Here is a 19,742-nt window from a genome sequence, read left to right as displayed (position 1 = left end):
TTTCGATTTTTAATTTTAGTTGTTTAGAATCTGAATTGAAGGTTAACAAAATAAGATCTACCCTGATTATACCAATATTTAGGAGCGAATACCATATTTCCGCTGTCATAATCATTAGCATAGTCAGTATAGTTAACGTTTCTCGTCTGCTCAAATCCACCGGTAATAAAGTTTCTGTTGTTAAGGATGTTATTGACCGACGCAGACACCAATACATAATACTTACCAATCATCCAGGACTTCCCTGCATTCACATTGAAGAAGAATGCTGAAGGTAATTTTGTAGGCGTAAGAACTCTTGCCAGCTCCTCTTCAGTTACATTATCAGAAGGTACTCCCGGTGTATTTGGATTGGTATAGAATCTTTCTGTTCTGGTTACAGGAGATGGATCCAGGAATGAATGTCCAAAGTAGTTCCATGTTGCTCCAAGCCACCAGTATTTAGGGCTGCTGTAACGAAGACCTAGTGTATATGCCTCCTGAGGAGTTCCACCCTGTCTGTAGTTTTTAAGGGTTGCTTCGCCCATATTGGTATAAGATCTTGATACGATATTTCCATTTCCGTCAAGCTCTCTGAAAGTTCCAACGGCATCAGAGGCAAAATAAACGGTAGGGTTGTTCGTATAAGTATATTGTCCTACACTTAATAATCCACTGGCTGTTAAAGTAGGAGTTACCTTTACCTGTGCCCCAAGCTCAATACCCATATTTCTCTTATTGGCTCCTGCCAATACCTGCGTAATGAAAGCACCATCCTGAATTGGAGCCTGTTCTCCACTTTCAGTTAAAGTCGTTAATTTAACGCCCTGTGCGAAATATCTTTGTACGCTTGTTTCATTTTGTGTATTAACAAGGTAACCTGTCAGTCTAAGTTTAAGAATCGGAGTAGAGATTACATAGCTCAGATCGTTGGCATCAACAACAACATTTTTGATTCCGGGAGTGGTAACACCACTTACTCTTGTATTAAAGTAAATATCATTTAAGAAAGGAGATTGTGAAAAGTAAGCTCCGTTATAAACCAGGAAGTTTCTCCCGTTGATTTTATAGGTAACCTGTCCTTTAACACCAGCATTCCAGAAGTTTTGGTCTGCTCCTTTTCCGTAAGAAGACTCATAAAGATAATGTTGGAACAATCCTTCTCTGCTGTTCGTAGTATAACCGAACAATCCGGAAATAAAAACATCAAATTTTCCTGTTGAGAATTTGAAAGCGGGGTTTATTTTGAATTCCTGCCTTCTGAAAATATAGCTGTATCCGATTTTGTCACCTTCTTTTTTGGCAACATCCGTATCGCTTTCTCTTGTATTAAATTTTCCCCAGACACTTCCTGCATTGGTATTGGATGCAAATGGATCCATATTCAGGGCAAAATCAGCACCCAGAAGGTCATTCACTTCTCTGTACTGTTCAGATCTGTAGTTCTGATAAGATAAATTTAAAATAAAACGGGAAGTATCCGTGAAATTATACGTATAGTGGGTAGACACATTCCATACTTTATCATCTTTTACATCGTCTACAAGATAATAAGCCGCTCTTCTGCCGCCTAGTAATGCATTGTATTCTACGTTTCTGTTCGCATTATAAAGATTATCCCAGTTGATCTGTGTGTGCGATTGATCATCATTGGTCCACCAGTCTCTTGTAATTCCGATGTTGGCAGCCTGCTCAGGAGACGGATTTTTATAGTTTAACCAATAGCTTGGCAGATTACGGTAATAGGTTGGAGACGGGTTATTAGCTCTGTACCAATCCAATCTTGAGCTATACTCTTTCCCAAACTGGTAAGAAACAGACGTCCAAAGCTGAGAGTTTTTATTAATTTTCCAGAAATCCTGCAATTGGATCATAGGCTGGAAACCTCTTTTTACTCTTTCATTTCTTTTATCTCCGTTTTGCCATCCCCAGTAAGAGTTATAATGAACACCTCTGAAGTCATATACTTCCTGAGTACTTGGACTTGAAGAGCTTCTTGCATATTTAGATCCAATGGCATTTAAAGTCATCGTATGACTATCGCTGAATTTCTTCTCAATTCCAATATATCCGCTGTATGCATCATAAGCAGTACCATCCTGGATCCCTTCCTGTGCCCATCTCCTTGCGATCATTCCTGTAAATGCCCATCCGTTCTTATTCATTCCGGATGAAAATCTGTAGGATAATCTGTTGGTATAATTTCTGTTCGTCAGAGAGTAAGTCAGCTGACTTCCTTTTCTGTACTCGCTGGCTTTTGTATTCTTATAAAATACTCCGGTAGTTCCTCCGAAAGCATATTCTGAAGGTGCATGGTTAGCTGAAATTTCCGGATAACGGGTAATTTCGTTCAATCCTCCCCAGGTACTGAAGTCTACATCTCCATTATCTGCTGCGGCCATAGAAACCCCATTGATCATATTCTCACCTGTTCTGCTATCAATTCCTCTTGGACGGAACCAGTAAGGTCCTAAATCAAAACTTGCAATTCTGCTGAAAACATCCTGAGATGACTGTAATAATCCTACTGTTGCTGTTTGCTGTGCACCACCACCATCACTTTCTCCGGAATCTTCTATAATAGCCAACCCTTGATCTGCACCATTCAATGCAGAATAAAGAGTAATTACTCCAAGATCTTTTCTTTTCTCATCACTGGTTACGTCAAATTCAAAAATTTTAGTTTCAAAATTGGGTTTTGTAACCATAATCTGATAATGTCCGGGCATCAAATCTTTAAATTGGAAATATCCGATTTTGTCTGCCTTTGCATCATTTCCTGCTCCTTTTAGATCTACATTTGCCTGCTCAACTGGCTTGCCGTCTGCATCCTTAAGATACGCAAACACAGTGGTCTGCGCATAATAATAGGACGCAGGCAGCAAAGTAAATAAAGAGATCAATGATAATTTTTTAATCATGAGTATATTTATTTTTTTAATACTTTTATTGTTAATTTTCAACAGTTTAAAAGTTGGGGGCACAAATTTAATCAAATTTTGCAATTCAGAACTTTTTTAACGTATTTTTTCCTTAACATTGCAATCTTTTAAGAATGATTATAAAAGAGAGACTCAAATTACTGCTTTTAAATTTACAAATATTTAAAACGCAGCGAGTTAAAAAAAAGTAAATTTGTAATTAATAGTATAATAAAACTCCAAAGAGATGAAGAGATTTTCGAGTCTGTTTGCCCTGTTTATTTCGATCGTGGCATTCTCCCAACAACAAGGAAAACTGAGAAAAGTAGCAACCGTAGGGTTTTTAAATGTAGAAAACCTTTGGGATACTATTCGTTCAGCAGATTATATAGATGGAACCAAAGACATTAAGAATCCTGCTTTCCACAGAAGTATTCCTATGGATTCAATCCAGTTTCTGGAAGCTGAAAAATATGACGGGCCATGGAGCGATGGTGCATTAAAAGGTAAAAAAGCAGTAAGAATACAAAGTGGCTCTGAAGAATTTACCCCGAAAAGTGCAAAGAACTACGGAACTAAAATTTATAAGGCAAAACTGGCCAACGAAGCTAAGGTAATTTCTGAAATGGGAGCACAATATACCAAAACAGCTCCGGCAGTAGTAGGCTTAATCGAGGTTGAAAACAGACAGGTCATTCAGGATCTTGTGAACGAACCCGCTTTAAAGAAGTATGACTACGGAATCATTCATTACAACTCTTATGACTATAGAGGAATTGACGTGGCATTGATCTATCAGAAAAGAAGGTTCACCCCTACCAATTCATTAAAAAAAGAACTGGTCATTTACGGTGACAACGGAAAAAGAGAATACACAAGGGACATCCTTGTGGTAACAGGGTTTTTAGATAATGAAAAAGTAGCATTTTTTATGAACCACTGGCCTTCGAGAAGAGGTGGTGAAGCCATTTCTCTGCCTAAAAGAAATGCAGCTGCTGCCTTGTTAAAACAACAGATGGACAGCGTAAGAACCGCAGATCCGACAACAAAGCTTTTTGCTATGGGTGACTTTAACGATGATCCTGTGAGCCCAAGTTTAAAAAACCACTTGAAAGCTCAGGCAAACCCTAAAGATTTAAGTGAAGAAACTCCTTATCTAAACCTGATGTATCCTTTATATAAGAAAGGAGTTGCTTCTTTAGCTTATCAGGATGCTCCCAACTTATTTGATCAGATTATCGTTTCTAAAAATGTGGTTTCAGACCAGGTAACTAAAGAATACTCCGTTTACAAAGCAGAAATTTTCGCTCCAGCTTATCTTGTCAATAAAGAAGGAAATTACAAAGGATATCCTTTCAGATCATGGAATGGAGACCAGTTTACAGGAGGCTACAGTGACCACTTTCCTGCATTTGTAGTTCTTCAGAAAGAACCATAAAAAAGTTAGGCACTCTTATTGGAGTGCTTTTTTTATATAAATACCTATATCATGAAAAGTATTATTTTGTTAGTAATAATTGCATGGGTACCTTTCAGCTGTTTTTCTCAGGAAACACCAAAGAAAGATAAAGAGCAACATGAAATGAAGCCTTCTAAAAATGAAGACGGAGAATGGGACCTTACGGTTATCGATACCCAGTTCGATTATTTTCTGAGCGCTGTTGCCAGACCTATCAGCCAGTACACAGAATCTTATCTGAAGACAAAAAACACATTTTTGGTCAATGAGTGGAACAGCTATTATCATTCCGGCAGATACAGAAATATTATTGAATCCGGAATCGATTATGATCCTAAGGAAAATTACGGAATCAAGTTTGAATATAAATTATATCAGGTTTTCGTGTATGTAAACTGGAAATACAAACTAAGACTGAACGGATTATCCGGAAGCGATGCGATAAGATAGATTTTAATAATCCTTAATAAAAAAGGTTCAGCGTAATGCTGAACCTTTTTTATAGGAATGCTGTTAAAATTCTATTGAAATACTCAACAAAAAGTATTTCTTAATAGTATTCCGAATTTTCGTAGTAAAAATACAATCCTTTTTAAACGATGCGAAAACAACTAAAAAACAGATACTTAACATAAAAAAAATAATTCACAAACAATTAGATTTATTTTATATTTTAGTACCGAATTAAAAAACTCATTATGAAAAAAATTATTTTATTAGCAGCTTTCGGAGCTGCAGGATTAGTAAATGCTAAAAGCATGTTAATGTCAAATAGTAATTTCAAGGTTACAGAAATCAGAGAAAAGGAAAACAAAGTAAAAGCATTTGGGTGTATACAGGTTTTTGTTCAAACATCTTGTGGGCTTAATTCATACACAACATGGTGTAGCGAATGGGGGACCGAGTGTTTAATGAGCGATGCAGAAGCCGTTGAACAAATTAACTGCCATCAGTAATAAAAAAAATAACTCAGATAGTAAATAAACTATCTGAGTTTATAATTAAGTAAAAAATGAAAAAAATAGTATTAATGCTTATTATTAGTATTACAAGTTTCATTCAGGCACAAGAAGTGAAATCACATACTGCATTTTATTATAAATATACATTCATGCGTGATTCCTTAGATAAAGGCCGAAAATTTGACGAAACGATGGTACTACTTTCAGATGGTAAAGAATCTATCTATAAAAGCTTCTCAAAAATGCGTAGAGATTCAATCGTACAAAGCAATTTTGCGAAAGGGAATTACTCTATAAACTTTGCCGCCATGCCACAAGCAAGGGTAAATCATGAAGTATTTTATAGTATAGATAAAAAAATCAAAATACTTGATAAAATTGTCAACAAATTTTACGGATATCCCGCTGAAACAATAACATGGAAAATAGAAAATGAGAAAAAGAAAATAGGTGAATTTAATTGCCAAAAAGCAGTTTGTACATTAGACAACAGAAAGTTTATTGCTTGGTTTACGTCTGATATTCCATCAAATGATGGTCCATTCCGATTTAAAGGTCTTCCAGGGCTGATTGTTGAAGTATATGATTTAAACTCCTATTTTACATTTAGTTTGATTGGTATTAAGAAACAAAACTTGATTATAACTTTACCAAAAAACTTTATTGAAACAACAAAAGCAAATTTCATTAAAGAAAGAACCGATTTTTATGCAGATCCTGCCGGAAAAGCTAAAATGTATATGGGGAATAGTGTCCAATTAGCAGACCCAAAGGTTATTAACGAAAAATTTAAAAAAGACAATCTATTCTTAAATTAAAGGATAAAGGAGACTGTCTAAAAAGCACCTTTCTCTAAAACTTCTTGTCTGACAAATTTTGTCATTTAAGAAATTCTCAGAGTGTTGGTCTACCTTTTGAGACAGTCTCCTTTTAATTTTTATAATAACTGAAAATTATTTATTGAATAATTCCTCTACTTTATCCCAGTTTACTACATCAAAGAATGCAGAAACATAGTCAGGTCTTCTGTTTTGGTAGTTTAAATAATAAGCGTGCTCCCAAACATCTAATCCTAAAACCGGAGTTCCTTTAACGTCTACTACAGGCATTAATGGGTTATCCTGGTTGGGTGTAGAAGAAACAGATACAGAACCGTCAGCATTTTTTACCAACCAAGCCCATCCTGAACCAAATCTTGTTTTAGCAGCCTCAGAAAAATCAGTTTTGAATTTATCAAGACCTCCGTAGTTTTCAATAGCAGCTTTTACATTTCCTACAGGCTCTTTGCTTCCTCCAGGCGTTAAAATTTCCCAGAATAAAGAGTGGTTGAAATGACCTCCTCCGTTATTTCTTACTGCTGGCTTATCAGTTCCTGTCTGGCAGATCTCTTCAATAGTTTTTCCTGCTAGTTCAGTTCCTTCAATGGCTTTATTTAAATTGTCAATATATGCCTGGTGGTGTTTTGTATGGTGGATCTCCATAGTTCTTGCATCGATCGTTGGCTCTAATGCATCGTATGCATATCCTAGTTTTGGTAATTCAAATGACATAATCTTTATTTTTAATGTTATATTCCAAAATTAGCCAATATTTAAGGTATTATCAAGGATTGTGGATTACTTTAATAAATCTTTAACATTGATATATTGATTTAGAATGAATTAAATTTTAAATATTTTTAATCTCATCAAAAAAAACTCTTCATTGCGAAGCATTATATCCTATTCAAAGCATCGTTTATTTTCAATTTCGTAACTTCCACAATATGAAGTAAATTTTTATACAAAAACACTTTTATCACTGAATATTTAACCTTATATACTTATTATTATGAAAATTGGACTTTTTGGATTCGGAAAAGCGGGAAAAGCTGTAGCCTCAGTTATTCTTCAAAACAAAGATCATTCTCTGCAATGGATCTACAGAAAATCAAGCAGATCGTCTGCTAGAGATGCCGCAGATTTTCTTGGGGTGGAAAGTAATGATCCCGGTCATTTTTATTCAGAGAAAAAAATGAGTGTGGAAGAATTACTAGAAGAGCATCCCGTAGATGCCATTATCGACTTTTCATCACAAGATGGAATTTATACTTACGGAGAATCTGCCGCACAAAAGAAAGTAAGAATCATATCCGCCATTTCACATTATTCAGATAAGGAAGTGCGTTTCCTGAATAAACTGGCTCAGAAAGCCACTGTATTCTGGTCACCTAATATTACTTTGGGTATTAATTATCTGCTTTATGCCGCTCAGTTCTTAAAAAAGATTGCTCCTTCTGTAGATATTGAAATAGTGGAAGAGCATTTTAAAGATAAACAGGGAATTTCAGGAACAGCTATCCGTATTGCAGATGTTCTGGATTTGAAAGATGAGAAGATAAATACGATCCGAGCCGGTGGAATTGTAGGAAAACATGAGGTTATTTTCGGTTTTCCATTCCAGACGGTAAGGCTTATTCACGAGTCTATTTCAAGAGATGCCTTTGGTAACGGAGCTTTATTTGCTGCCGAACATCTGATCAATAAAAAACCAGGCTTCTATAAATTTGAGGATTTATTACATCCTTATTTCAAAGTATAGAAGCCCGGCCTATTAACAATTTAACTTATTATTTATTCATAGACATCAGGAACTCTTCATTATTCAGGGTTCCTTTGATGTTTTTATCTACAAATTCCATCGCTTCTACAGGGTTCATCTCGGAAAGATATTTTCTAAGAATCCACATTCTCTGTGAAGTTACTTCATCAAGAAGAAGATCATCTCTACGGGTACTTGATGCTACAAGATCAATAGCAGGATAAATTCTTCTGTTGGCAATTTTTCTGTCTAGCTGAAGTTCCATGTTACCTGTACCTTTGAATTCTTCAAAGATTACTTCATCCATCTTTGATCCTGTATCAATCAATGCTGTTGCAATGATTGTAAGAGATCCTCCCCCTTCAATCTTTCTTGCCGCTCCGAAGAATCTTTTCGGCTTGTGAAGTGCATTGGCATCTACCCCACCGGAAAGTACTTTTCCAGATGCCGGAGTTACCGTGTTATATGCTCTTGCCAATCTGGTGATAGAATCCAGCAAGATGACTACATCATGTCCGCACTCTACCATTCTTTGTGCTTTTGCAAGAACAAGATTGGCAACTTTTACATGTTTTTCAGCAGCTTCATCAAATGTAGAAGCAATTACTTCTGCATTTACGCTTCTTTCCATATCAGTAACTTCCTCCGGACGTTCGTCAATCAGAAGAACCATCATATATACTTCCGGGTGGTTGGCTGCAATAGAATTAGCAATATCTTTAAGCAACATCGTCTTACCGGTTTTAGGCTGTGCAACGATCATTGCTCTCTGCCCCTTTCCGATAGGTGCGAATAAATCTACAATTCTTGTGGATACTGTAGAACCGCTTCCTGCAAGGTTGAATTTCTCTTCAGGAAAAAGCGGAGTAAGATATTCAAAAGCAACACGGTCTTTAATAAATGCAAGATCACGTCCGTTAACTTCTGTAGGTCTTAATAATGAAAAGTATTTCTCACCTTCTTTTGGAAGTCTTACAATTCCTTTTACTGTATCTCCTGTTTTTAAACCAAAATTTCTGATTTGAGCTGTAGAAACATACACATCATCAGGAGAAGAGATATAGCTGAAATCTGAAGAACGTAGAAATCCGTAGTTATCCGGTAAGATTTCCAAAACACCTTCAATACTTACCAATCCATCGAAATTAAATTCTTTTTTATGGTCGTTTTGCTCCTCTGCCTTTTCAGAATGTCTGTTTTGATTCTGATTTTGGTTTTGGTGCTGTTGATGTTGTTGGTTTTGATTTTTATGTTGGTTTCCACTGTTCTGTGGATGGTTGTGTCCTTTTTGAGGTCTGTTTGCCTGTTGTTGAGGATTGTTAGGCTTTTCTTCAGCCTGAGCAGGCTCTTGAGGTTCTGTGTTTTTTGGAGTTTCAGTTCTTTCCTGAGATACTTCTGCGTTAGCTGCATTGGTAGAAACTCTTTTTCTTTTCTTTTTTGCCTGGGCAGTTGCTGCTGATTCTTCTGTTACTGTTGCTGCAGCGGTTTCAGCTTTTGGTTCTTCCGGTTTTACTTCTTCAGATGCAGCTACCTTTTCTTCTACTATTTCCTCTGTTTTAGGTTCTACCGGAGCTTTTGCTGGTGCTTTTGGCTTGGCTGCTGTTTTTTTCGGGGCAGCTTTTTTTGCCGGGGCTTTGGCAGGTTTTTCTGCTGGAGCCTCTTCAGTATTTACACTGGCGGTTTCTGTGGCGTTGAAATAATCTTTTGCAACTTTAGGGTTAGAAGCCTGAAAGTCAAGAATAGCAAAGATCTTGTCATTTTCATTGCTGTTTCTTGCAACTTTAACGCCCAAATCTTTTAAGATTTTAGTCAGTTCCGTTACGGATTTTGACCTTAACGTTTCTATGTTAAACATATTTAATGTAAAAATGTAATTAATTGTGAGTAAGAAAAGTAAGTCCGGTGACTTTTGTTTTCAAGTACATTGTATAATGCAAATCTACACTTATTTTTGAATTGTGCAAAATTTATATTATTTTTGCCAAGAATTTAATATTCAATGCTACAGAGAATACAAACAATATGGACTTTATTAGCAGTTTTGGCTGCAGTTTTCCTTTTTATAACAGGACAGGATGTTGTCATTTCAGACAGTATTCCTTTACTTAATATAGGCTGTATAGTACTTGTTATTATCGGAGCATTAAGTATTTTTAGTTTCAAAAACAGAAAAAGACAAATTTTGCTGAATACCATCAGCATCATTATAAACGCTTTGTTGATTGGTGTATTGGCGTACTGGTTACTAAACTTATCCGGAGGAATTCATTTTCCTGAGAAGGGTATTGAGCCGATTTTCCCATTGATTGCGGTGATCTGTCTGCTTATAGCAAACATTTACATCCGTAAAGATGAGAGGCTCGTAAAATCTGTAGACAGACTTCGATAGCCTTACAACGATTTTTTGAGTGAGAACAGCTTCTTTTCAGGAGCTGTTTTTTTATTTGTCATTCATTCTTAAATTAAATTATGTAAATTCATTGCAACTTTTTGATTAAAAACACGACAGATCATATAATTTTAACAAAAGACAATGAAAAAGCTAACGTATCTTACTTTATCACTATTCTCCATATTTACTTTTGGACAGGAAGTTTCCAAGGAAAGAGTAAAAACAGTTCTTTCCACTCTCGCTTCAGATGAAATGAAAGGCCGTGAAATCGGAACTCAGGAAAATGAAAATGCGGCCAATTATATTGCTAAGCTTTTCAAAGAAAATAATCTGGAATACTGTACCGGAAAATCTTATCTGGTTCCTTTTGACTACAACGGAAAGACCGTATACAATGTTTGCGGAATCAAAAAAGGAAAATCCGATCAGTATCTGGGCTTCTCAGGACATTTTGACCATATCGGAACCAGTGATAAAAGCGGAGATAATATTTATAACGGAGCAGATGATGATGCCAGCGGAATCACGACTCTGGTAGGTATCGCCGATTATTTTAAAAACAAAAAACCTGAATTCTCTATGGTGTTTATGGCATTCAATGGAGAAGAAAAAGGAATGCTGGGTTCAAGAGCGATTTCCACCGATAAAAATCTGGATCACATTTATAATAAAATGACAGCCCTTTTCAATTTTGAAATGGTTGCTACAGAATCACAATGGGGAAAAAATGCATTATATATGACAGGAGACGGATTCTCTGATCTTGATGAACTTTTCAATCAAAATGCAGTAAACGGATTAAAAATCAATGCTGATCCCTATGCAAAACAGCAGCTATTCTATCGTTCAGACAATGTAAGCTTTGTCAAAAAGAAAATCATTGCCCATTCATTTTCTACGGTGGATATGACCAAAGCGTCTCATTATCACCATGAAAATGATGATATCAACGTTGTAGATTTTGATAATATGACGCAGATTATCAATAATTTGGGTAAAACACTGGATAAACTGAGTCCTAAAAATTTTGCTCCTAAGTATAATGACCAGGTGAAATTTTAAGTGAAATAATAAAAAACTGCTGTTTCAGCGGTTTTTTTATTAAACAGCAATACCTTACGACCTCCCCTTCTTAAGCCCTATTCAGGTTTATTTATTCAAAAAAATAAAGCTTCATAACGCTGAGTTGTAACAAAAAGACACTTTTTGAAACTTATCCGGTAAAGTAAAACAGGATTAAGAACGTCTTATCTTTTAATTTTACGTAATTTTGCTATCCAATTTTTTCATTGAATGAACCAATATATTAAAATACTAAAGTTCGCAAGACCTCACCAAAAATACATCTACGGAAGTTTGTTTTTCAATCTTATGTATTCTGTATTTCAGATTGCTTCGTTAGGGACTATTCTACCTGTTCTGGGAATGCTTTTCGGAACCATTGAGGCTAAAAAATACAGCCATCCCCCTGTGTATTCGGGAGAAATTTTAGATTTTTTCTCCTACGCAAAAGAATATGCCAATTATTATGTTCAGAGTTTAGTAACCCAATATGGAGCACTTAACGTTTTGGCGTGGCTTTGTGTGGTAACAGCGTTTATGTTTTTACTGAGAAACCTTTTCAGATATTTAGGTTCATTTTTACTGATCAATTACCGTGTAGGGGTTACCAAAGACCTTCGTGGAGCAATGTACAGAAAGATTCTTGCTTTACCTGTTTCCTTTTTTACAGAAAGCAGAAAGGGAGATCTGATGTCCCGTATGTCCAATGACGTGGGTGAAGTTGAAGGTAATATTTTAGGAAGTTTAGTTGAATTAATCAATGCACCTTTCATGCTGATCAGTACATTGGTTACGCTTTTCTTTTTAAGTACAGAAATGACGCTTTTTTCTCTTTTAGTATTGCCTGTCATGGGAACCATGATTGCTTTAATAGGAAAAAGCCTGAAAAAAGATTCTCACCAGGCTCAAAATGAGATGGGAAATATTTTCTCGATTGTAGATGAAACACTAAAATCTACAAAGGTGATTAAGATTTTCAGCGCAGAAAAAATAATGGACAACCGTTTTATGCAGTCTATGCAGAAATGGATCAACAGTTCAATAAATTTAGGTAGAAAAAAGGAACTGGCCTCGCCTATGAGCGAATTTTTAGGATCGGTGACGTTCTTAATTATCGCCTGGTACGGTGGAAAACAAATTATTGTAGAGCAAAGTATTTCACCTGCAGATTTCTTGGTTTTCCTGGGTATTTTCTTCCAGATTTTACCTCCTGTGAAAAGTTTATCTCAATCTATTTCGAATGTACAGAAGGGTGAAGCTTCTCTTGAAAGAGTTTTAGCCATTCTGGATGCCGATGTGAAAATTGATGAAGTACCCAATCCTGTTTCTATTTCCACATTAAATCATTCTATCGAATTTAATAATATTGGTTTTTATTACGATAAAGATCATACGATTCTTAAAAACTTCTCCCTTTCTATTCCAAAAGGGAAAACAGTTGCTCTTGTTGGGCAAAGTGGAAGTGGTAAAACAACGATTGCCAATCTTTTAGCAAGATTTTATGATGTTTCGGAAGGAGAAATTCTGATTGACGGAACAGATATCAAACATTTAAAATTACAGGAATATCGTAAGCTATTGGGCATGGTAACCCAGGAATCAGTATTATTCAATGATTCCGTTTACAATAATATTCTGATGGGTAAACCTGATGCCACCAGAGAAGAAGTGATTGCAGCCGCTAAAATTGCCAATGCAGATGCATTTATCACCACACTTCCTGAAGGATATGATTCCAATATCGGAGATGACGGAGGTAAACTTTCTGGAGGTCAGAAACAAAGGGTTTCTATTGCCAGGGCGGTATTGAAAAACCCACCTATCATGATTCTGGATGAAGCCACTTCGGCACTGGATACGGAATCTGAAAGATTTGTACAGGATGCGCTGGAGAAAATGATGGAAAACAGAACTTCTTTAGTCATTGCCCACCGTCTTTCAACCATTCAGAAAGCAGACTGGATTGTAGTAATGGAAAAAGGTGATATCGTGGAACAGGGAACTCACCACGATCTGATCGCAAAAAGAGGAATGTATCACAAGCTTGTCGAACTTCAAAACTTCGACTAATCTTTAACTGAATTAAAATGAACCCTATACAAGAGTATTTCTACAGAATCGAAGAGCCTGAAAGAAGTACTCTTTTATTTTTGCGTGATACGATCTTAGCTTCAGATCCGGAAAATGTTACAGAAACATTCAGTTTCGGGCTTCCGTTTATCAAATACAAAAAGAAAATGCTGTGCTATTTCTATTACAGCAAAAAATATAAAAAACATTACCTGAGTTTTTATCATGGTGACCGGCTTGATTATCCTGAACTGGTCCAGGACGGCAGAAAGAAGTTTAAAATCCTTCTTATTGATATGGAAGAGGATATTCCTGTAGAATTCATATTAAACCTTGTACAGGAAGTTAAAAGACATATAAAATAAAAAACTGCGGCACGAATAATCGTGCCGCAGTCATCTTTAAAAACCTTTTATCATTGTGTGTTTATTCCGTTAAATTCTGCCTGCTTAATTGCCCAGGCAATCATATTCGCAAAAAGGATTGAATTCTGAACCTGCATTCCTCCAGTTGTATATCCGTTTCCAGCATAGCCATAAGAAGACTTCTGAACCGGGAAATATCCTCCTGAGCTTGGTGCTACAAAAGGTTCTATTGTATTACTCGGATATTGATTTCCATTGGCATTTTCATTACTTAGAAAGCCTCCATCCCCAAACCATACAAAGTTTAAACTTGTATTTCTTAATCCTGAAATTCCTGTTCTGGCAGTTGTGCTGTTGATAGGCTGCGCATAACTATATGGAACAAATCCACTTGTCAGTCCTGAAATATTTACTGTGGTAGAAGCATCTTCACCCCAGTTTTTCCCTCTTACATCTCCAAAAGGCCCGTTAAGGATAGGATCATCAGAATTGGTAAGCGCATACACAGAACCTGCGCCGCCTCCATAAGATGCTGAAATGGTAGGATCAGAGAATATCCCTCTGAACAGGTTCTGTGCAGTACCCGTATCATCTGTCATCGCAATGACAACTCCTTTTTTATTAAGGTAGGAAGCAATATACCCTGCATCTGTAGCATTAGGTGTATAGTTGTAGCCAATGACAACAATATCCGGCTTATTATTAAGCGCTGTCTGAAGGGCCGTTGATGAAGGGGAATTTCCTAAAGAAGCATGGGTAAACCCTTCATATTTAACAATACTGGAAGCAGCGGTACCGAAATTTGTGGGAGAATCCATCAGACTTCTAGAGGGACCGGTATAGGCGCTATAACCGTACGCTGTTTCTAATCCGATATGGAGAACCGTTTTTTTAGGAATAACAACCACTACATTTACAGAACATGTTGTAGATACTCCTCCCTGGCTGTCGGAAGTAATTGTAATTGTTTTCACCGATGTAGAGGTTGGTGTTCCTGTTCCTCCTAATGTAATATTCTGATTTCCTGTAGACGTAAATGTACCTGATCCACTGAAGGAAATTCCGTCAACGGTATTGGTAGTAATCGTGTAACTTCCCAATGCCGAAACGTTCACAGGTAAGGTAATTGTATTCGAAGCTGTTAGAGCTGTCCCCACTTTGTATACTCCATTTACTGTTGCAGTTCCACAGCTCATGGTATAGGTACCTGCAGGGCTCAGCACCGTAATAGATATAGCTGGAGTACAAGTTACTTCAGTTCCGTTGGCTTCAAGAGCAACATTATCTGTCTGAATATTCTGGGGAGTTCCCTGTCCCGGAATCTGTATCGTTTGTGTTCCGGTATTCAGAAACACTCCGCTTCCATAGAAGTTGTATCCGTTTGCGGTGGTTCCGGAAATGATATAATTACCGGGTTTTGTCACATTCACGGCAATGCTCAGATAATTGGAGTTGGCAAGCTCTTTTCCTTTTACATAGCTTCCCATTGCTTTTGAAGTGGAACAGTCTATAGTAAAAACAGATTTACCCAATTGTCCGCAGACACTTTTCCATTCGTTATCCGCAAGGCTCCAGTAATTGAAACAGTCTTCTGTGGTGTTGTAAATAGTCAGGCCGTCATCTTTGGACTGATTAATTGTAATGGCATTTCGCTGCGCTTCTGTTAATCGGGGAATAAGTACACCTTTGTTATTATTTCCTGAAACAACATCCAAAACGGAATTGGAGTTCGGCGTTGTAGTATTAATCCCTACTGCACCATTATTGGTCTGAGAAAAAGATTTTCCAAAAACAAAGAGCATTGCTATGAGCAGCAATTTGATTGGAGGCATTGTAAATTTTGTTTCCATCATTGTATAAGTTATAATTGTTTGATAATTAAAAATTTTAACCATGACATTTAGCTTCCACAAAATTATCAACGACAGACGATTACAGATTAATTTCCGCTACGCAATACTACTCATGCGTAGTAAAACTCACAAAACACCAGTAACTTATCATAACATCAGACACAAATAAAAAAGTTGAGTTATTACACAAAACCCAACCATATATTCAAAAATAAAATCAAAACAGGATAAAATCAATTCTTTCTTATGTAATAGAAAAAAATAAAACAATTAGATTAAACAGAATACAACACTTTTTATGATTCAAAAATGGATTTCCATTTGGCAATGGTATTTCGGCTTATCTTAAAATGATGACTCACCTGAACATTGGTCAGTCCATTTCTTTTTTGATAACTGAGAATTCGAAGAATAGATTCCCGATCATAGGACCGGAGCTTCTGATTATTAAGGCCAACTTCATATTCAGCCTCTCCAAAAATCAGCTGATTAAATTTCAGAATATCATAAGCTGAATGCAATGTTTCCAGCTTAAGCCTTATGACTGCATCCCGTAATTTTTCAGGAAACTTTTCTTCAAGAATATCGGTATAAATCTGCTTGTAATCAGGAATCATCTTATATTTTTTTCATCCATTTATATAAAGTAGTCTTGGGTATTTTATACCGTTCCATAACCTCCTTGGCCGTCATTGTCCCGGTTTCTATTTTATCAAGAATAAAATTTTTAACCTCTTGTGTATAAATGCTTTTTCTGAAAACAAGCGTATTTTTGTTTTGACAGAATTCATGATCAATTCTTGACTGTGGCGCATACAAAATCAGATGTCCTGTATAGAACCGAAAGAAATCGAATTTTAAAAGCTTACACCATTTCAACAGAACATCGGTATCCATACTTTTAGCATGATACATACTCTCTACTTCGTCTTCCGGCCTGTTTAAAAATCGGGAAATCCTTTCTGTTGAAATCTGATGTTCTTCTACTTTGGACCTGATCAGACTTCCAATATGAATGTTCTTAATATTCATCACAGTATTTTTAAGTAAAAATATCGACAAGAAACTCAATAAATACCACCTGACACTACTCAACACTACGTATGAGTAATAAAAACCGGAATTTTATTTAAATTTTAATCAGAAAGCTGTTGATATTGATGTCTGAGGAAATATTGAGCTTTTTCCGGATTCTGTACTTTTTACTTTCTACAGCCCGAATACTGTTATTGGTACACTGTGCGATTTTTTTGGTATCAAAATCAAGCTTCATCAACGCACAGAAATAGAGTTCAGAATGGATAAGGTTAGGATTTATTTTTAAAATATCAGGAATAAAGTGGGGGAAAAACACCTGGAATTTTTCAAAAAATATAGGCGAATTGCTTTCTGCTAAATTTAAAATTTCCTGAATGTTTTCTTCTGACAGGTGATTGATCAGCATCTGATGCTTCATGAGTTCTGCGTTGGTTTTTACCAGATCCTTGATCGTAGAATCTTTTTCTTTTTTATCAGAAATCAATCCATGAATCAATGCATCTTTCTGGGTAATAAACACAATATCCATCAGGAAAGAGGCTACGGAAAATAAAATATTCAACAGCTTTATTGTTTTAAAATCTTCTTTTTCTATGAATCTGCTTTTTGGAAGAAAAGAAAAATCAAAATACAGACATGCAATAAAATTAACACTTATAATAAAAGTAATGAAAAAGATGGCGAAAGAATCTTTTTTATAGTTCAGAAAGAATGGAACAGCAAACAGAAGACAAAAGTAAAAGTACTCTACTCCAGCGTTTTTGTAAGTATAAATATTAAAAAAATTTACGATAAATGTGAGTAAAACAAATATTCCGATAATGGAAGGTTTTAAAACCTTTCTGAACCGTTTGGTCTTTCCTTTGATAGCCATGAGAAACAGCCAGAAAAATGTAATAATAGTAAGAAATATGGAGATCAGCATATCCCCGAAAAAAGTAATAATAAAAATAGAATAAAACAGGAATATGAAAAACAATAAAAGCAAATACCGGTTAATAAGATGAAGATAACTGCTTTCAAAATCATCATCCATATTCTCAGCTTCGTCGTTGATCACCTTAAAGAAAAACTTATAAATCATCTTGTTGTTTTTTTATGCTCTCACAAGCTTAAGTTGGCATTCGTACTCCTGAAAGTATAAATTTCCCAATATTAACAGCCTTTCATGCAAAATAAAAAATCTACAAAACGAAATGTATAGTCTTCTTCAGCATTAAAAAGGATATGATTAAGGTGTTTCTCGTTACAATTTATTAAAATTATCAAATGAAATACCATTTTTGACAATAAATTAAGAAGCATTTACCTCAGATCACTTAAAAGCATGAGCTTGTGTTTTTAAGCATGCAAAATTATTGATCTGAACGTAAAAGCATTCATCATCCGATACGCAATATTACTCATGCGTAATTTAAACTTAAAACACTCAATTGAGGTACTTTTCTGCCAAATAAAAAAGAGAGCTTTTATAGCCCTCTTTTGATTTTATATACGATAAGAATATTAATTTTCTTTCAATTTGGCGATTACATCCTCACCTCCTTTTGTAATATCTCCGATTTTACAGATAATCTCAGTATCCAAAGGCAGGAATACATCCATTCTGGAACCGAATTTAATAAATCCGAACTCATGTCCGGCTTTTGCTTTATCGCCTTCATTGCAATAGAAAACAATTCTTCTTGCAACATATCCGGCGATCTGTCTGAAAACTACTTTATGATTAGTCATCGTCTGCACAGCTACCGTAGTTCTTTCGTTCTCTGTAGAAGACTTTTCATGCCATGCTACCAGATATTTGCCCGGATGATATTTTTTGTAAATCACTTCTCCCGAAACCGGATATCTGCAGATGTGAACATTGAGAGGAGACATAAAAATAGAAACCTGGAGAGCTTTTCCTTTTATGAATTCATCCTCTTCCACTTCTTTAATCATTACTACTTTTCCGTCCACCGGAGCAATAACATTTTCTCTGTGATCAAGAATATTACGATCCGGAACTCTGAAGAACCAGAAGACTAAAGCGTAAATAACCAACAAAGGCATAATGATCACCAGTGACCATATTTCAAGGAAATAAATTGCTAAAGCACCCAGAATAATAAAAAGCAGGGTTGCAACGGTAATTGTTCCTTTGGATTCTCTATGTAATTTCATGAGACTAAATAAATTTTTCTAAAATAAAGTACAAATATACGACAGGAACGCAGATAATAAAACTATCCAGCCTGTCTAAAACTCCTCCATGCCCGGGAATAATGTTTCCACTGTCCTTTACACCGAAGTTTCTCTTCAATTGACTCTCCACCAGATCTCCTAAAGGAGCAAAGGCAGCAATCAAAAATCCTACTACCATCCAGTTGCCTCTCAGCTCAGGCTGATACTGTTCAATAAAGTAGGATAAAACCAATGTTAAAACAACACCTCCGGCATACCCTTCCCATGTTTTTTTAGGGGATATTTTAGGAGCCATTTTATGTTTACCGAAGAATTTTCCTACCAGATACGCAAAGGTATCGCTGCTCCAGATCAGGATAAACAGGAACAGAACTTCCAGAGAAAAGGTTCCATTATAAGTGGAGAACTTGGGCAATCCTAATGCAAAACTGAACGGAAGAGCCACATAAATAACAGTAAAAATAAGTTTCCCACTGTCGAAGTATAATTCGTTGGGATATTTGAATAGAGTAACCACAGCAATCCCGATAAGTGCCAGTGCCAGTATTTCACTAAGCCTGAAATCAAAAAAGAAATCGTGATTAAAATATCTTTTGGAAAACATGTAGAATATAAAAATAACCAATGGATATACGACCCATTTTTCATAGCCGTTTCCAAACTTCATGATTTTGACACATTCCCATGTTCCTACAATCAGCAGCAGGCTCATTAATCCATGATAAAGATACTGTTGCTTGATAAGACCAGGTGCAATACTATTCAGCAGCTGTGCTCCCAGCGGAGTAGAACAAAGAATAATGATAGCTACATAAACGATACCTGACAGGGTTCTTTGAATGAGATTTTTGTCCAAAATTTAAAATTTAGAAGTGGT

The 19,742-nt window shown here is 35.9% G+C and carries 18 protein-coding genes; 9 read left to right on the top strand and 9 right to left on the bottom strand.

What is annotated here, in order from left to right:
* Nucleotides 1-23: 23 nt before the first annotated feature.
* Nucleotides 24-2,900 carry a carboxypeptidase-like regulatory domain-containing protein gene (locus DDF69_RS05035; RefSeq protein ID WP_114820013.1) on the bottom strand — a complete coding sequence of 959 codons (2,877 nt, stop codon included), beginning with the start codon at nucleotides 2,898-2,900 and terminating at the stop codon, nucleotides 24-26.
* A 247-nt stretch (nucleotides 2,901-3,147) separates the two neighbouring features.
* Between DDF69_RS05035 and DDF69_RS05030 the strand changes: the two genes are divergently transcribed.
* The 4 genes from DDF69_RS05030 to DDF69_RS05015 all read left to right on the top strand — a co-directional run bounded on the left by DDF69_RS05030 (nucleotide 3,148) and on the right by DDF69_RS05015 (nucleotide 6,139).
* Entirely contained in the window at nucleotides 3,148-4,338 is a 1,191-nt protein-coding gene (locus tag DDF69_RS05030) for an endonuclease (RefSeq protein WP_114819817.1), read from the top strand.
* Nucleotides 4,339-4,389: 51 nt separating this feature from the next.
* A complete protein-coding gene (locus DDF69_RS05025) occupies nucleotides 4,390-4,809 on the top strand; it encodes a DUF6146 family protein (protein ID WP_114819816.1) in 420 nt (139 codons plus the stop codon).
* Nucleotides 4,810-5,057: 248 nt separating this feature from the next.
* On the top strand, nucleotides 5,058-5,315 hold the full coding sequence (locus tag DDF69_RS05020) for a hypothetical protein (protein ID WP_114819815.1): 258 nt from the start codon (nucleotides 5,058-5,060) through the stop codon (nucleotides 5,313-5,315).
* 56 nt (nucleotides 5,316-5,371) lie between these two features.
* Nucleotides 5,372-6,139, top strand: a complete 768-nt coding sequence (locus tag DDF69_RS05015) for a GLPGLI family protein (protein ID WP_114819814.1) — start codon at nucleotides 5,372-5,374, stop codon at nucleotides 6,137-6,139.
* Between the two features lie 135 nt (nucleotides 6,140-6,274).
* Here DDF69_RS05015 and DDF69_RS05010 read toward each other — a convergent pair whose 3' ends face one another.
* A complete protein-coding gene (locus DDF69_RS05010; RefSeq protein WP_114819813.1) occupies nucleotides 6,275-6,871 on the bottom strand; it encodes a superoxide dismutase in 597 nt (198 codons plus the stop codon).
* A 280-nt stretch (nucleotides 6,872-7,151) separates the two neighbouring features.
* Between DDF69_RS05010 and DDF69_RS05005 the strand changes: the two genes are divergently transcribed.
* Nucleotides 7,152-7,901 (top strand): 4-hydroxy-tetrahydrodipicolinate reductase, encoded by a 750-nt coding sequence (locus DDF69_RS05005; RefSeq protein WP_114819812.1) that lies wholly within the window; start codon nucleotides 7,152-7,154, stop codon nucleotides 7,899-7,901.
* 28 nt (nucleotides 7,902-7,929) lie between these two features.
* On the opposite strand, the gene rho is transcribed toward DDF69_RS05005, so the two are convergent.
* Entirely contained in the window at nucleotides 7,930-9,756 is a 1,827-nt protein-coding gene (gene rho, locus DDF69_RS05000; RefSeq protein WP_114819811.1) for a transcription termination factor Rho, read from the bottom strand.
* A 144-nt stretch (nucleotides 9,757-9,900) separates the two neighbouring features.
* Here rho and DDF69_RS04995 point away from each other — a divergent pair, with 144 nt between their 5' ends.
* From DDF69_RS04995 to DDF69_RS04980, 4 genes are all read left to right on the top strand, one after another.
* A complete protein-coding gene (locus DDF69_RS04995; protein ID WP_114819810.1) occupies nucleotides 9,901-10,290 on the top strand; it encodes a DUF4293 family protein in 390 nt (129 codons plus the stop codon).
* Nucleotides 10,291-10,434: 144 nt separating this feature from the next.
* Nucleotides 10,435-11,355 (top strand): M28 family peptidase, encoded by a 921-nt coding sequence (locus tag DDF69_RS04990; RefSeq protein WP_034691565.1) that lies wholly within the window; start codon nucleotides 10,435-10,437, stop codon nucleotides 11,353-11,355.
* Nucleotides 11,356-11,586: 231 nt separating this feature from the next.
* On the top strand, nucleotides 11,587-13,425 hold the full coding sequence (locus DDF69_RS04985; RefSeq protein ID WP_114819809.1) for an ABC transporter ATP-binding protein: 1,839 nt from the start codon (nucleotides 11,587-11,589) through the stop codon (nucleotides 13,423-13,425).
* A gap of 17 nt (nucleotides 13,426-13,442) precedes the next feature.
* Entirely contained in the window at nucleotides 13,443-13,790 is a 348-nt protein-coding gene (locus DDF69_RS04980; RefSeq protein WP_114819808.1) for a DUF1801 domain-containing protein, read from the top strand.
* Between the two features lie 50 nt (nucleotides 13,791-13,840).
* Here the strand turns inward: DDF69_RS04980 and DDF69_RS04975 are convergent, their stop codons facing one another.
* From DDF69_RS04975 to DDF69_RS04950, 6 genes are all read right to left on the bottom strand, one after another.
* Nucleotides 13,841-15,643 carry a hypothetical protein gene (locus DDF69_RS04975; protein ID WP_114819807.1) on the bottom strand — a complete coding sequence of 601 codons (1,803 nt, stop codon included), beginning with the start codon at nucleotides 15,641-15,643 and terminating at the stop codon, nucleotides 13,841-13,843.
* A gap of 296 nt (nucleotides 15,644-15,939) precedes the next feature.
* Complete coding sequence (locus DDF69_RS04970; RefSeq protein ID WP_114819806.1) at nucleotides 15,940-16,260, bottom strand: helix-turn-helix domain-containing protein; 321 nt, start codon at nucleotides 16,258-16,260, stop codon at nucleotides 15,940-15,942.
* A 1-nt stretch (nucleotide 16,261) separates the two neighbouring features.
* Entirely contained in the window at nucleotides 16,262-16,675 is a 414-nt protein-coding gene (locus DDF69_RS04965; protein ID WP_114819805.1) for a transposase, read from the bottom strand.
* Between the two features lie 97 nt (nucleotides 16,676-16,772).
* Entirely contained in the window at nucleotides 16,773-17,765 is a 993-nt protein-coding gene (locus DDF69_RS04960) for a helix-turn-helix transcriptional regulator (RefSeq protein WP_114819804.1), read from the bottom strand.
* Between the two features lie 422 nt (nucleotides 17,766-18,187).
* On the bottom strand, nucleotides 18,188-18,844 hold the full coding sequence (locus DDF69_RS04955) for a phosphatidylserine decarboxylase family protein (RefSeq protein WP_114819803.1): 657 nt from the start codon (nucleotides 18,842-18,844) through the stop codon (nucleotides 18,188-18,190).
* A gap of 4 nt (nucleotides 18,845-18,848) precedes the next feature.
* On the bottom strand, nucleotides 18,849-19,721 hold the full coding sequence (locus DDF69_RS04950) for a phosphatidate cytidylyltransferase (protein ID WP_114819802.1): 873 nt from the start codon (nucleotides 19,719-19,721) through the stop codon (nucleotides 18,849-18,851).
* Nucleotides 19,722-19,742: the final 21 nt, after the last annotated feature.

Origin of the sequence: Chryseobacterium sp. KLBC 52, assembly GCF_003347605.1 — a bacterium.
In the GTDB taxonomy this organism is placed as follows: domain Bacteria; phylum Bacteroidota; class Bacteroidia; order Flavobacteriales; family Weeksellaceae; genus Chryseobacterium.
The sequence above is the reverse complement of the archived record's forward strand: the minus strand, read 5'-3'. Positions and strand labels throughout refer to the sequence as shown.